We start from the raw sequence: 14,297 nt of genomic DNA on the forward strand, positions 1-14,297 counted from the left end.
CCCTTCAACATTATGGCATGTTCGATTACTCCTTCAGCGGGGACTGGACGGGCACCACGTCAATCGGCGTCGGTGTCTTCAACAACGGCACGCAGGAATACATGGACGGCCGGCTGGACAACACGGCGCTGACGGGCGGGATTCTGACCCCCGGCGATCTTCAGGCGCGGCTCAACGCGCTTTATCTCAACCTGCCGAGCTGCCAGACGGCGGGCATTGTCAGCGACCCGGTGGACCAGGCCGTGGAGACGCCGAACACGGCCACGTTCTCTGTCGCCGCGACGGGCACCAGCCCTGCCTACCAATGGCAGGTGAGCACCAACAGCGGTTCGCTGTGGGACAACGTGGTCACGGGCACGGGCGGGACAACCGCCAGCTACACGACCGCCCCGACATCCTTCGCCGACTCGGGCAAGCAATACCGCTGCATCGTCAGCGTGAGCTGCGATTCCAGTTCCGTCACCTCGGCCGTTGCCACCCTGACCGTGACCGGCACCGCCAACTGGACGGGCGGCGGCGGCAATGGTTTGTGGAACGACACGAATAACTGGGACATTCTCCAGGTTCCCGACGCCGCCACCAAGGCGATCATCGGTTTTGACACCGTCAGCTACAACACGCCGATGGCGGCCGCCAGTTTCCGCGGACTGACGCTTGCGGGCGCCCTCAATGTCAACACCAACGGATTCACGATTGACGCATCCAGCGCGGTGCCGCTGACCGTTCAGCCGGGCGGTCTGGTGACCATCAATTCCAACGGCGTGGTCACCATCACTGATTCGGGCTCGGTGACGATGCCCACGCCCACCAGCGGAACGCCGCCGGTCATCGATGTGGAAGGCGGCACGCTGATTCTGACCAACAACGGCAGCGCGTTCTTGATGGGTGACAACACGAGCAGCGACGCCAACATTGGCGCGGCCTTCACCAACAATGGCGGCACGGTGGTGATCGACCAGCCGTTGCGCGTGCGCGGCCGCGACTCTCGCTTCTACATGAGCGGCGGCACCCTGGATTTGCAGGGCGGCCTCAACCATGACGTGGGCGGCAACGATTCCCGGCAGTTCTTCCGCATCGCGGGCGGCTCGGCCAACCTGAATGCGGTCACCATCAATCGCGCGAGCACGTCGGGCGGCCTGTCTGTCGAGGGCGGCGTGGTGAATTCCAGCAGCGTCCGGATTGGCATTGGCATCGCCTCGGGCTACGCCCGAATGACCGGTGGCGTTTGGACAAACGCCGGCGCGTTCTACGTGGCGGACCGCAACAACGCCGCCAACTCGGGAACGCGCAACGTGACGTTCCGGATGGACAGCGGCGAGCTGGTCACGCTGGGCAGTGACGGCATTGTCATCAACAATCAAGGTGAACCGGACACTTCCAATCTCTCGAGTGTCGGCGGCATCCTGACGGTCAACGGTGGCACCATCAGCACCGAGGGCATTTATTTGAACGGCCCGTCGGTCACGGCGAACGCCTACGCCCGTTTTCAACTGAACGGCGGCACCATTTATCTGGGGTCGGTCGGATTGGTCGCCAACGCGAACAGCGCAAACAGCCTGACCACCGTCCCGACGTTGACCGGCGGCACGCTCGCGGCGCAGGCGGACTGGAGCAGTGTGGCCAACCTGCCGTTGAGCGGCGCGGTGACCTTCCAGGCCGCGGATGCGGAGGGAGCGGGACACAACATCACCCTCAACGGGGTGCTGAGCGGCAGTGGCGGCGTGACGAAAACCGGCGCGGGCACGCTGACCTTGAACGGCGTGAACACCTGTTCAGGCGCAACCACCATCAGCGGAGGCACGCTGGCGCTGGGCGCGGGCGCCACTCTTGGGGCAACGCCGCAAATCACACTCGAGAATGGTGCCAGCTTCGATGCCTCGGCGGCCGGCGGTTACACCCTTGCCGCCGGCAAGGTGCTGGCGGGCTCGGGCAGCGTGGCGGGCAGCTTTACCGCCGCGTCCGGAGCCACCCTCTCGCCCGGCAACAGCGAGGGTGTGATCGCCTTTGCCAACGGCCTCGTGGAGCAGGGCGGCGTCATCAACAACTTCGAGATTTCCGCCACGTCCAACGACGTGATCCAGGTGGTGGGCGACCTGGATGTCAGCGGCGGCGCCAACACCGTCACGGTGACCGCGCTCGGTGGCTCGCTGGCGGCCGGCACCTACACCTTGTTCGAATACTCCGGGTCGTTGATCGGCGACGTGACCAGTCTGTCCCTCGTCGGTGCGCCGGGTTATTTGACGAACAATGTCGCGGCCAAGGCAATTCAGCTCGTGACCTCCGGCGTGCGCGCCCCGGCGAGCGTGGTTTGGGTGGGCAACGCCGCGGCCAATGATTGGGACGTGCTGAACCACACCAACTGGCTCAACGGCGGTCTCCTGGATTTCTTTGTGCAGGGCGACACCGCCCACTTCGACGCCACGGGCGCGGCCAATCCCATCGTGAAGGTGACGGCGCCGGTCGCTCCGGCTTCGGTGACCGTTGATGCCGCCAATGATTATACCTTCACCGGCGCCGGTGCGATTGGCGGAGCGGGCGGCCTGACCAAAACCAACAGCGGCACTTTGCACGTCCAGACTACCAACAGCTACACCGGTCCCACGACCATTGGCGGCGGAACGCTGGAGGTGGCCGTCCTCGCCAACGGCGGCATCAACAGCGGCATTGGCGCTTCTCCTGCGGACCCGGCCAATCTCGTCATGGACGGCGCCGCATTGAAATACACCGGCCCCACGGTCAGCATCAACCGCGGCGCTACATTGAACCCCGGCGGCGGCACCGTGAGCGTTGATGACCCCGCGGCCAATCTGACGGTGGGCGGCACGGTGACGGGCACAGGTGCCCTCACGAAGACCGGGGCGGGCGCGCTGACGTTGGGCGCGGCCAACACCTATGCCGGAGACACGACCGTGAGCAACGGCGTCCTCTCGCTCGTTACGGCGACGAGCGCGGGCAATGGAGCGATCACCCTGCAGGATGGCGCCGCGCTCCGGCTGGCCGGGACCTACACACTGAACAACAACCTCAACTTCAACGGCACTTGCGCCATTGATCTGAACAACAACAGCCCCGCCGGCGACCGTCATCTGGTGGGCGAATGGGCGGGCACCGCAACCATTCTCATCACCAACTTCTACGACAGCAGCCGCACCTTCACCATCGGCGGTAATGGCGGCATGTCCACGCTGGCGGGCACGCTTGATTTGGTGGACAGCTCGTGCCATCTCCGCTTCAACAACGGCGGCGGCAACCCAAGCACCGGCAGCCCGAATGTGTATTTCAAGCTTGGCTCCGGCAGCATCATCATGGAGCCGCGCAACGGCAGCGTGACCATTGACCTCGGCGCCTTGTCCGGCGGTCCCAACACCGTCGTGCGCGGCCGGGCCAGCGGCGGCTCGGGCACGGTGAATTACTCCGTGGGCGCGCTGAATCTGGACTCCGTTTTCCAGGGCGCCTTCTCCAACAGCACCGTCAGCGGCAACCTGACCTCGCTCGTCAAGATCGGCACCGGCAAGCTGACTCTGACCGGCGAAAGCACGCACACCGGCGGCACGACCGTTTACGACGGCACCTTGCAGGTGGACGGCGCCATCGACAACGGTTCGGTGTTCATCGTGAGCGGCACCCTGGCGGGCTCCGGAACCATCGGCGGGCCGGTGGATGTGGGCGCGGGCGCCTTTTTGACGCCGGGCAGCGCCGTCGGCACCCTGACGATCAACAACACGCTGACCCTGGAATTCGGCAGCACCACCACCCTGGAAGTGGACGCGGCCGCGGGCACGAACGACCAGATCGCCGGCGTCACCTCGCTGCTCAACAACGGCGGCGACCTCGTGGTGACCAACGTGAATGGAACGCTTGGCAGCGGCACGGTGTTCAAGTTGTTCAGCGCCGCCAATTATCAGGGCACGTTCAACTCCGTCACCCTGCCGCCGCTCACCGGCGGGCTCACCTGGGACACGAACAGCCTGTATGTCGATGGCACCATCCGCATCGCGCCGTTGACCACGCCGACCACGATGACCGTCGCGCTGAACGGCACCGAGCTGACGCTGGCCTGGCCCGCCGATCACACCGGCTGGAAGCTCCAATCCCAGACCAACGACCTCGCCACTGGCCTCACCGGCGCCTGGTATGACGTGCCGGATTCGGACTTGAACCATTCGTTCACCACGACGGTGGATCCGGCCAGCCCGACCGTCTTCTACCGTCTCTACCTGACGGTCCCATAACCGGACGAGTCTTGCTAGGCCCGGGACTGGCGTGCGCCGGTCCCGGGCTTTTTTATTGCAGAGGCGCAGCCTTTCTCCGGGAGCCCGAACATCAGCAACCAACGAACGGCCGCCGGGCATTTCCTGGGAGGTGAATGTCTTCCTCGTTCCGTTCAGTCACTCAAGCTGGCTCGGAGGGTGAACCGGTGTTTTTTCACTTCTTCGCCACCCGGCAGCAGCCGCCAAAGATAGGGCGGCATCGTCGACAACTGCACCGCCTCGATTTCCTCCATGCCGAGCAGGAACGCCTTGCAGAGGCGGTGCATCCCATCAAGGACGACTCCGACCGGAGACATGAGATGGGAAGGCGAAATAGTTCACATCTAAGGAAGATCGATTCCGTCTAGTTGCAGCGTGGATTGTATCAAAATGAAATGCTCCACGTTGGATAAATGCCGCGCGCTTTCGCAAAAATCTCGTTTAATTGGAGTTCCAAGTGTGCGCCAGAAACTGTGTTAACGAAGATAAAGCGAAACTGCGCTTTGAGATTCTGTGCAACCAGCACTTCGGCAGCAGTCAATCCGAAGAAATAGCCGCGAAAGTCGGCGGCCATGTCCTTCTTCGTGGACTTGATTTCGCACAGCAGCAACTTGCTCAAATGGGTCTCTACTTCATTCACCGAATCCAAGTTCACAGGCTCCGTTAATCGAATTACGTCAAAGGCCTTACCATAGACAATCATGTCCCGTTTCGCGAAGGCCACGACGATATTCCTCTTCTGCCTGACAGTGGGAACCAGATAACCAAGTCCTTTCGATGCCAACAGTAATGCGGCCTTTCCTGCCGTGGCGCTCCCAGAATCAAGATTCTTCACTTGGCACCTACCTTCTTCGCCTCAGGAAGTCTCTCTTCAAACTTCTTTGCGAACGAAACGAGGGTGGCGCCTAGGGATTGGCAAACGTTTCGCAGTTCAATCACGTCGAGCCGTCTCTCACCGGTTTCGTATTTGCTCACAAAACTCTGGGGCATTCCCAGAGTCTCGGACAATTGAACTTGGGTGAGGCCCTTCTGTGTGCGAAGTTCTCGCAGAAGCTCCCGAAAGACCGCATACTCAGTTGTGAAAACGGATTTTGACACTTGCCAATAGTCAATCCGATTTTAGGATAACCCAAAACAGGATAAATGAGCCGGACCAGACAGCACCAAACACGCACCGATCGTTTCCACGGCTCGTCCTTAGGAGTTGAAGTGCTCGCCCGTTCCTTAGGTGTCCCTCGACGTGAAGTGGAAGCCAAGCGCTGGCGCATGCCAGACGGATCGTTCTTCTACCATCCGCGATACCGCTGGTGCCTGCTTATCAAGGCCATCATCGAGCACTTCTGCCCCGCCTTCGCCCCCGGCGGGGTGGTCCTCTACATCGGCGACACCGAAAACAAGTTCGTCCATCTGGAAACCGGAGGTTTGGCCACGCTCGGCGTCTCCCTGGATTCCGCCGCCAAGATTCCCGATGTCATCGTTCACTTCCGTGCCAAGAACTGGCTCCTGCTCATCGAAGCGGTTACCAGCGCCGGCCCGGTGGACAGCAAGCGCCGCAAAGAACTCAAAGACCTGTTCGCTGGCTGTAAGGCCGGTCTTGTCTTCGTGACTGCCTTCGAGAACCGCCGCACCATGCAGACCTTCGTCTCGCAGATTGCTTGGGAATCTGAAGTCTGGATCGCCGAAGATCCCGACCACATGATTCACTTCAACGGTGAGCGTTTCCTCGGTCCCTATCCGGACGTAATCGGAAAAAGTTGATAGCTCCCTCAAATGGGGGATCAAGGGCGAATAATTCGATCAGATACGCTGCTTGGGGGACAGCGCAACTCAATCTTAAACGGCACAAATAGTTGGTCCCATCTCGCATCTCCGCGCGTCAGTAGGAGGTTTTCAGCCAGTTGGTTTTGGCCCAGGTGGGCTGGCCGAGAATCGCGGGAGCGGTGGGCGGCGGGGTAACGACGTTGCCGCGCAGCAGCCGGTAAAAGCGTTGTGGCTCGGAGAGGAGCAACGGATTCGTGCAGGCGAAGTTGTCGCCGGCATCGAAATGATTGGTGGCGATGGCCGGCCATTGCGCCAGCGGCGCGGCGACGTTGGTGCTCGACAACACCTGATAAACGCCGCTCGTGGCGCCGTTGGTTCCCCGCAACACGATGCCGTCCGGGCCGGCGCTGGCCTCGGTGATGCGCGGTTCGTGCGATCCCGTGTCATCGACTGCGGGCGTCACATCGGCCCAGGTCGTCCCCACGCGCAGCGTGTCGAAGTTCCATGTGTCGTAGCCGGCGCTGGACTTCAGATAAAGATTCTGGAGGTTGACCGCATCGGTCCCGCCCGTCTGACTGGCGTCCGGCACGGCCGGTTCGCTGCCGCCGGGTGTAGGATTGATGAACAGGCTCACCCCGTCGTCGCCCGTTCCGGGGTTGAACGCATACTTCACCACGATGAATTGCGTGACGTTGGTGGCGAGCACGTTCGCGGCATAAACCGCGGACGCGCCGGTTTTCCGGATGGCGAGCTGATAGCCGTTGCCGTTGAGACTGAAATACAACGCCAGGGCGTCGCTGCTGCCGTTGGGTGAGGTGGTGCCGGAGGGCAACAGGCCCGTCAGGTAACCGCTGCCGGTGGCAGCGCGGTGCATTGCAGCAGGAAAGAGTAGTAAATATTGCCGCAGCTGACGCTGCTGGCGTCAAATGGCCGGCAGTTCGAACCGCCGCTCGTGCCGGCGATGCTGACCAGGTTGCCCGCGGTCGCGGGCAGTTTGAGCGCGGGTTGGGTCAGATTACCGCTGGCGACTTTGACCTGCGACGAACTGTTGCTCCACGGCGCCACCGAGCCGACGTTTGCGCCCGGCGCGGCGTTGGTGATGGCGTCCTCCATCGGCAACGCCGCGTGCAGGAGCTGTGCGGTGACAACGACCAGGCTGATGATGGCGGCGCGATGCTTCAGTCAGACTGTGGCACGCATGGGGTTTCTGAACTGGCGATACGACGGCTGGCCGTTCCGGACTCAACGGGTGCCGCCGGGTCCGCGGGAAAACAACCTTTCGCGCCGCGAGCGGGCGATGTTACCACCACCAGTGGCGGTTGTTGCTCCAGTCCACGTAAACGCGCATTTTTTTGAAGTTGCGCCATTCCACATGGTTGTCCTGGCACAAAATGTTGCCCCCCTCCGGACGACTGCCCGAACTCATGTGACTGCTGTTGTAGCCCTGCGGAATAATTTGCGGGTTGGAGGTGTAAACGCCGGTGAATTTGTCGTTCTGCCCGCCCGAACCTTCCGAGACGACCACGCAGGTGACGAGTTCGCTCTGCGCCACCGTGAAGTTCGTCACCGCCACGGAAAGCTTGCTGACGTAGGGAAGCCCGTCCCGCCGGCGCGAAGGCCGTGAGGCGTCGTAGCCCGCGGTGCCGGGATTGTTCCGTTCAAACAACCATTGGTAGGTCGTCACGCGGTAGTTGACGCCATTGTCCGAGGGCGGCGTCGTGGCCGAGTTGAAATAATACCAGTTGTCGATGTCCTGCACGGTGGCCTTGGTGGCCGGATCGTAAAGAATGCCACGGTTGCCGCCGGACTGAATGATCGCGTCGGCCGTGAGCCGGGGCACGTCCCACAGGGCCGAGCCGGGCGAGTTGCCGGCGCCGACCACGGTCTGCGGCACCTTGTCATTGTTGTCACCGGCGTAGATGGCGAAGGCGATGCCAATTTGTTTCAGGTTGCTGGTGCACTTGATGCGCTTGGCCTTTTCCTTGGCCAGACCCAGGGCGGGCAACAGCATGGCGGCGAGGATGGCAATGATGGCGATGACCACCAGCAACTCGATGAGCGTAAAGGCGCGTCCGCCGCGGGGGCCGTGCGTCGAAGAGGGGCGGCGCAGCGTGGAAATAAACGGAGACTTCATCATGGGACGGGGTTGGGCGTGGCCACGCACGGTGCCGGCGAAGGCAGGCAAATCATTGGAACAACACGGTTGTTTTGCATACGCGGCCGGACATGGGTGGCTACCGTGTCAGCCTAACAGTTGCCGTGTGGCTGTCATGTCCTGCGCGTTGCAAAACAGCGTGAAAAATGCGCACCGGACGTGCGACCGTGAGGTTCGGACCCACTGGGTCCGGCTTCAACGGACCGGGTTTGCGCCGAGGGGACGCACCCGGATGTGACGGAACTCGAAGGACTTGTTCTCCGCCTGCAACCCGAGGAAACCGCTGGTGGCATCCAGTTGGTCGTAGTCCCAGAGGTGCCGACCGCCCGCCTCCACGCTGATATGCGAACCAGTCACCGTAATGCGGAACTTGCCCCATTCGCCCACGGGCCGGGCCGGCGCGGCGTTGGTCACCAGCGTTTTGGATCCGCGCATCAACGTGCCCAGCGCCGTGCCTTTCAGGTTCACCTGCCAGACATTGGTCGGGAACGGCTTGCCCTCGGCCGCGGCCCGGATGAGCAGTCCGCTGTTGTAATTCTTTTCCAGCGCGCGCCATTCCGCCTCAAAAATAAAGTTGGTGTATGGTTGCGCGCTGCGCAGCCAGCCGGTGCCCCTGACCAGATGAATGACGCCATTCGTGACCGAGAACTCGCCGCCGTTCACCACGGTCCAGCCCGAGAGATCCTTGCCGTTGAACAACGTGGTCCAGCCCGTTTCAGCCGGGTCGGCGGCCTGCACCGAGGGGCAAACAAAGAGCGCGGTTCCGAGGGCGAGAAGCGCGAGCGCAAGGCGGCGGGGTTTCATGGTGGGCGCAGCTTACGGCTTCGGGGACACCGTGCAATCCACCAGTTTGACGTTCGCATCTTTCACCACGTCGGGCTGGGTGAGGCCGGCGAAGGTTGAGTGGTGGAGCCGCACGTCGCTGATTTCCGCCGCGGGAAAGCCCTGCACGTCCAGCACGCGCCGGGCGTTGGCCACGGTCAGGTTTTCCATCGTCACGTGGCGCACAACCGGGCGTTGCGGACCGTTGGCGCCTTCTTCGTAGAGAAAATCAATCTGCAACACCGCGTCGCCGACGGTGCCGACCTTCACGTTGCGGACGAACACGTTTTCCACCGTGCCGCCGCGGACGGCGTTGGACTTGAAGCGCAGCACGCGGTCGAGATTCGGGCTGTCCATCGTGCAATTCTCCACAAACACGTTCCGGCAGCCGCCGGAAATCTCGCTGCCAATGGTCACGCCGCCGTGGCCGTCCTTCATGGTGCAGCCGCGCACGACGATATTCTCCGCGGGGGCGCCCAGGCGCCGGCCATCCTCGTTGCGGCCGGACTTGATGGCGATGCAGTCGTCGCCCGTGTCGAACACCGTGTTCTCAATCAGCACGTCCCGGCAGGCCTCGGGATCACATCCGTCGTTGTTGGGGCCGTGGCTGACGATTTGCACGCCGCGCACAATGACGTTTGTGGACAACACCGGGTGCAGTTCCCACATGGGCGAACGCCGGATGCGCACGCCTTCGATCAGCACGTTCCGGCAGCGGAAGGGCTCGATGAAACTGGGCCGCAGGTAGTCGCCGTCGCCGAACGTCCGCTGGGCCACGGGCGTGCCTTCCGCAACCATTTTCACCAGGCGTTGGCGGGCGGCGTCCTGTTTGGGCTGGCCGCTGGTCCAGCCGTATTCCTTTTTGCCCTTCCAGGGCCACCAATGCGTTTCGTCGGCCTGACCATCGAGCACGCCGTCGCCGGTGATGGCGATGTCCTGCGCCTCGAAAGCGTAAATGAGCGGCGAGTAGTTGAGGCACTCCATGCCTTCAAACCACGTGCGCACGGCCGGCAGGCAGGCGGAGGGATCGGTCTTGAACTTCAGCGTCGCCCCGCCTTCGAGGTGCAATTCAATCCGGCTTTGCAGGTTAATCGGGCCGGTCAGGTATTCGCCGGCTGGCACGATGACGCGCCCGCCGCCGTGGCTGCCGCGATGGCCCGGGCGATGGCCGCGCTGCTGTCCGTCTGGCCGTTGCCCGTGGCGCCGAAATCGGCAATGGAAAATTCCCGCGCTGGAATGACTGGCGGCCGGAGGCGCGCGAGCAGTGCGGGCAATTCCGACCACTCCGGCGCGCCGGATTGCGGTCCGGTCGCGGTGGCGGTTGACGCGTGTTCCGCCCGCAACGGCAGGTCGATCAGTCGTTGCAATTCGAGACCGGCCAGAATGAACGGGCCGACGCCCTTGAGGTCGTTGTCAACCACCGGTTCGCGCAGGTAATACGCGTAGGAACCGTCGCGGCCGTAGCCAAGCCCGGCCACGGCGCAGCAATGCGTCAACGAGATTTGGCCGTTCCCGTCATCGCGCACAAACTCGTGGATGAGGCCGGCGTAGCCTTTGACGATGGCGGGCACGTAAGTGCGCGGGAGATAGCCGCGGTTGACCGCTTTCGCGAGTGAATAGACGAACATGCTCGACGCCGTTGCTTCGAGGTAATTGCCCGGGCGGCCGCCCTGGTCGAGCACCTGCCACCACAAGCCAGTTGCTGGATCCTGCCATTTCACAATGCCGCGAGCGGTCTTTTGGAGCATGGCGAGAATCACCGCGCGGCCCGGATGATTCTTCGGCAGATAATCGAGCACATCGACCTGCGCCATGGCGAACCAGCCCAGCCCGCGTCCCCAGAAATTCGACGACGTGCCCGTGGTTGGGTTGGCCCATTCCTGCACGTGTTTCGCGTCCCAGCCGTGATAATAAAGGCCCGTGCGGGCGTCGTAGAGGTGTGCGTCGGCCAGTTGGAACTGCTTCACCACGTCGTCGAAGCCGGCGGGTTCGTTGAACTGGCGCGCGTATTCCGCGTAAAACGGGGCGGCCATGTAAAGGCCGTCGAGCCACATCTGCTCCGGATACCGTTCCTTGTGCCAGAAACCGCCCTCGCTGGTGCGCGGCTGCGTGGTCAATTGCAGGCGCAAGGTCGCGGCGCACTTGCGGTAGCGCGGTTCATGGGTGAGCTGCCACAAGGCCAGCACGGTCTTGCCGGGATTGACGGCGTCGAGCTGATACTCGCCCGGTTTGTAACCGCGGATATTGCCGTCGTCGGTGATGAACGATCCGATGGCATTTTCGGTGAACGCGACGTAGCCGGGCGTCGGCACAGCGCGGTTCAATTTCAGGAGCGACAGCGTGAAGAGGCCGGCCGTGTAATCCCACTTGGCCTTGCCGTCCGCGCGCCACGCGAGTTTGTCGTCGCGCCGCGTCATTTCCGAATCCGCCATGCGGACGGACCACTGCAACGGCGTGGCGCCGTTGAAGGTGGCCGGTGTGGAACGGGATTCAATTGTGCGGCACGCGGGGAGCAGAGGGAGCGTCAGCAGGCCCGCGGCGATTTTCAGGGACAGGCGGAAGGACTTCATGGCGCAATCTCGTATCATCAGGAATGGTTTTAATCCTGACGCCGTTCCCGCGCGCCTGTCGAGCCCGCGCGCGGTTGAAATTGCGCCTTTGCCCCGCGAAATTGTGCACCGCGCTGGCTTGGTTCAGGGCACGATGGGCGCGGTCTTGAGCACCGCGTCGAAGGCCGGTTTGGGCCGGCCCTGGCGGTCGAACAGGAGCGGATACGAAGTGCGGCCGGGAATGGGCCAGTTGTTGAGCCACGAATCGCCATCCGTCACGCCCCAGAACGTCACGCGTGCCAGCGTGCCGCGGTGTTCGCGATACACCGTGAAGATGTCGGCGTAACGTTGCGCAAGCGCTTGTTGCACGTGGTCGGGCAGGCCGTTGGTGTAGGGATTCAACGTCGGATTACCCGTTTGGCGGAGGGAAACTTCCGCGGTGCGGTTCGCGCCGCGGCCCGGCAGCACGTCCACGTCGAGTTCGGTGACCATGACCTTGATGCCGAGCCGGCCAAACGCGGTCAGCATGTCGTTCACCTGCTGCGGTGTCGGCCAGTCGAGCTTGATATGCTCCTGCGTGCCGATGCCCGCCACGGGCACACCGGCCGCCTGCAACTGTTTGATGAGCGCGACGGCGCCGTCGCGTTTGGTCGCGTTCTCCAGTGAGAAATCGTTGTAATACAGTTCCGCCGACGGGTCGGCTTCGTGGGCATACGCGAAGGCCTTCTCGATGTAGTCGTCGCCGATGATGCGCTGCCACGGCGACTGCCGCCGTGTGCCGTCCTCGTTCAACGCCTCGTTCACCACGTCCCAGCCTTTGATGCGGCCCCGGTAGCGCCCCACGACGGTGTGAATGTGGTCCCGCATGCGCGCCAGCAACGCCGCCCGGGTCATCGGCCGCCCCTGGTCGTCCTGGAACACCCAGGCCGGCGTCTGGTTGTGCCAGACCAACGTGTGCCCCACGATGAACATGCCGTATTTCTCGCCGAAGGCGACGTAACGGTCCGCCGGTCCGAAGTCGTAGCGGTCCGGCGCGGGATGCACGTGCTCCCATTTCAGCACGTTTTCCGAGGTGGTGGCGTTGAACTGCTGTCGGATGAGCTCGAGACGCGCGGAATTCGTTTCGGCAAACTGGGATTCGTTCAACGCCGCACCGATGAGGAAGTCATCCTTGAACGCGGTCTTCAACGCCGGTTGGGCGGCGGCACAGCCCGTCAGCGCCGCGAGGGCGAGCGGGACGAGCAGCGAGGTGTGACGTTTCATGGGCGCTCCCTTCAAGTCGTCGCAAACCGGCGGCGGCGTTCGGTTAATTCATCCTGGATCTGGAGGTTCAACTGCTTGGTGATGCCGTAGCAAAGCAGGCAGACAATCACGATGCCGAAGAAGAGGGCCGGATAAACGCTGATGGTCATCCGGATGCCCTGCAACGCCGCGGGCGTCTGCGCCACATTGGGCACGTAGCCATAACCGGACAGCAACCAGCCGGCGATGGCACCGCCCAGGCTCAAGCCGACTTTCAGCGCAAAGATGATCGTGGCGTAAATCACGCCGGTAGTGCGCCGGCCGGTTTTCCATTCCGCGTAATCCACCACGTCGGCGAACATCGCCCAGATGAGCGGGATCGTCGGCGCGTAGCTCAGGGCGCGCAGCCACTCGAGCACGAACGTCGCGCCAATCGCGTTCGCCGGCAGGAAGATGAAGCCCGCCATGAACAGCGTCGTCACCGTGAAGCCCGTTACGGCCACGGCCTTCTTGCCGAACCGGATGGAAAGCCACGTCGAGCACAGCACGCCGAGCACGGTGACAAATTGCGACGACATGTTGAGCAGGCTGAAGCCAACGGCGCCGACGTTCGACTGGTCCGCGTTGACGACCAGCCCGAAGGTGTTCAGCAGATAATGCCAGGCGCCGCCGGGGCCGCCGGCATTGGTCAGTCCGAGGGTTTGCAGCACGTCCAGCATCCGCGCCTTGTCCACGTAGTATTGGAAATAATAGAACATCGTGCCGCCGCGCATCGCGAGGACGATGAAATGCGCGAGCGTCAAAATGAACATGGCGATCCACGGGCCCGTCTTGAGCAGGTTGCCGAAATCGCGCTTGGGATCGGACTTCTGCTCCGGCGGCGGCGTGATGCGCTCCCGCGTGGTCAGGAAGGTGATGAGGAACAGCCCCACGCAGATCACAGCCCACAGGCCCATCGTCATCTGCCAGCCCTTGGCGTTGTTGCCCTCGCCGAATTTGGCGACGAGCGGCAGGGTGAAACCGCCCACGATGAGCTGCGCCACCATCGCCGCCACGAAACGGAACGACGACAGGCTGGTGCGTTCGTTCACGTCCCCGGTCATCACGCCCGTCATGGCCGAATAGGGCGTGTTGTTCATCGAATACAATGTCATGAGCAGGATGTTCGTGGCGGCGGCCCAGACGATTTTCCCCGTCGAACCAAAGCCCGGCACCGTGTAGGCCAGCACCGTGATGACGCCCCACGGCAGCGCGGTCCACAGGATCCACGGGCGGAATTTGCCCCAGCGCGTCTGCGTGCGGTCGGCGATGACGCCCATCAGCGGGTCGAAGAAGCCGTCCCAGAGCCGCGCGAGCAGCAGCAGGGTGCCGGCCGCCGAGGCCGTGATGCCGAGGGTGTCGGTGTAAAAGTTGAGCTGGAACAGGATCATCGTCATGAAGACGAAGTTCGCCGCGCCGTCGCCCAGGCTGTAACCGGCCTTTTCGGTGAAGGAGAGTTTTTGAATGCGGTCGCTCATG

At 62.9% G+C, this 14,297-nt stretch carries 13 protein-coding genes; 2 read left to right on the forward strand and 11 right to left on the reverse strand.

Translation table 11 applies throughout. The features are described 5' to 3' along the window. The first annotated feature begins 17 nt into the window (after window positions 1-17). On the forward strand, window positions 18-4,232 hold the full coding sequence (locus VFV96_13515; GenBank protein ID HEU5071416.1) for an autotransporter-associated beta strand repeat-containing protein: 4,215 nt from the start codon (window positions 18-20) through the stop codon (window positions 4,230-4,232). A 152-nt stretch (window positions 4,233-4,384) separates the two neighbouring features. Here the strand turns inward: VFV96_13515 and VFV96_13520 are convergent, their stop codons facing one another. The 3 genes from VFV96_13520 to VFV96_13530 all read right to left on the reverse strand — a co-directional run bounded on the left by VFV96_13520 (window position 4,385) and on the right by VFV96_13530 (window position 5,348). After that, entirely contained in the window at window positions 4,385-4,567 is a 183-nt protein-coding gene (locus VFV96_13520) for a hypothetical protein (protein ID HEU5071417.1), read from the reverse strand. A gap of 68 nt (window positions 4,568-4,635) precedes the next feature. Beyond that, window positions 4,636-5,085, reverse strand: a complete 450-nt coding sequence (locus VFV96_13525; GenBank protein ID HEU5071418.1) for a hypothetical protein — start codon at window positions 5,083-5,085, stop codon at window positions 4,636-4,638. Next, the gene (locus tag VFV96_13530) at window positions 5,082-5,348 is read right to left on the reverse strand and encodes a helix-turn-helix transcriptional regulator (GenBank protein ID HEU5071419.1); all 267 of its coding nucleotides are present in this window, start codon (window positions 5,346-5,348) and stop codon (window positions 5,082-5,084) included. Before VFV96_13530 ends, VFV96_13525 begins: the two co-directional genes overlap by 4 nt. A 45-nt stretch (window positions 5,349-5,393) precedes the next feature. Between VFV96_13530 and VFV96_13535 the strand changes: the two genes are divergently transcribed. Next, complete coding sequence (locus tag VFV96_13535) at window positions 5,394-6,008, forward strand: BsuBI/PstI family type II restriction endonuclease (GenBank protein ID HEU5071420.1); 615 nt, start codon at window positions 5,394-5,396, stop codon at window positions 6,006-6,008. A 118-nt stretch (window positions 6,009-6,126) separates the two neighbouring features. Here VFV96_13535 and VFV96_13540 read toward each other — a convergent pair whose 3' ends face one another. The 8 genes from VFV96_13540 to VFV96_13575 form a co-directional block, all read right to left on the reverse strand. Further along, a complete protein-coding gene (locus tag VFV96_13540; protein ID HEU5071421.1) occupies window positions 6,127-6,885 on the reverse strand; it encodes a hypothetical protein in 759 nt (252 codons plus the stop codon). After that, window positions 6,852-7,124 carry a hypothetical protein gene (locus VFV96_13545; GenBank protein ID HEU5071422.1) on the reverse strand — a complete coding sequence of 91 codons (273 nt, stop codon included), beginning with the start codon at window positions 7,122-7,124 and terminating at the stop codon, window positions 6,852-6,854. Before VFV96_13545 ends, VFV96_13540 begins: the two co-directional genes overlap by 34 nt. A 187-nt stretch (window positions 7,125-7,311) precedes the next feature. Next, window positions 7,312-8,148, reverse strand: a complete 837-nt coding sequence (locus VFV96_13550; GenBank protein HEU5071423.1) for a prepilin-type N-terminal cleavage/methylation domain-containing protein — start codon at window positions 8,146-8,148, stop codon at window positions 7,312-7,314. A gap of 213 nt (window positions 8,149-8,361) precedes the next feature. Continuing rightward, on the reverse strand, window positions 8,362-8,970 hold the full coding sequence (locus tag VFV96_13555; protein ID HEU5071424.1) for a DUF1080 domain-containing protein: 609 nt from the start codon (window positions 8,968-8,970) through the stop codon (window positions 8,362-8,364). Between the two features lie 12 nt (window positions 8,971-8,982). Then, entirely contained in the window at window positions 8,983-10,110 is a 1,128-nt protein-coding gene (locus tag VFV96_13560) for a glycoside hydrolase family 28 protein (protein HEU5071425.1), read from the reverse strand. Further along, window positions 10,089-11,558, reverse strand: coding sequence for a glycoside hydrolase family 88 protein (locus VFV96_13565; GenBank protein HEU5071426.1), 1,470 nt, complete (start codon window positions 11,556-11,558; stop codon window positions 10,089-10,091). Before VFV96_13565 ends, VFV96_13560 begins: the two co-directional genes overlap by 22 nt. Window positions 11,559-11,681: 123 nt before the next feature. After that, window positions 11,682-12,800, reverse strand: coding sequence for an endo-1,4-beta-xylanase (locus VFV96_13570; protein HEU5071427.1), 1,119 nt, complete (start codon window positions 12,798-12,800; stop codon window positions 11,682-11,684). An 11-nt stretch (window positions 12,801-12,811) separates the two neighbouring features. Beyond that, window positions 12,812-14,296, reverse strand: coding sequence for an MFS transporter (locus tag VFV96_13575; protein ID HEU5071428.1), 1,485 nt, complete (start codon window positions 14,294-14,296; stop codon window positions 12,812-12,814). Window position 14,297: the final 1 nt, after the last annotated feature.

Source organism: Verrucomicrobiia bacterium (assembly GCA_035765895.1).
Classification (GTDB): Bacteria; Verrucomicrobiota; Verrucomicrobiia; order Limisphaerales; family DSYF01; genus DSYF01.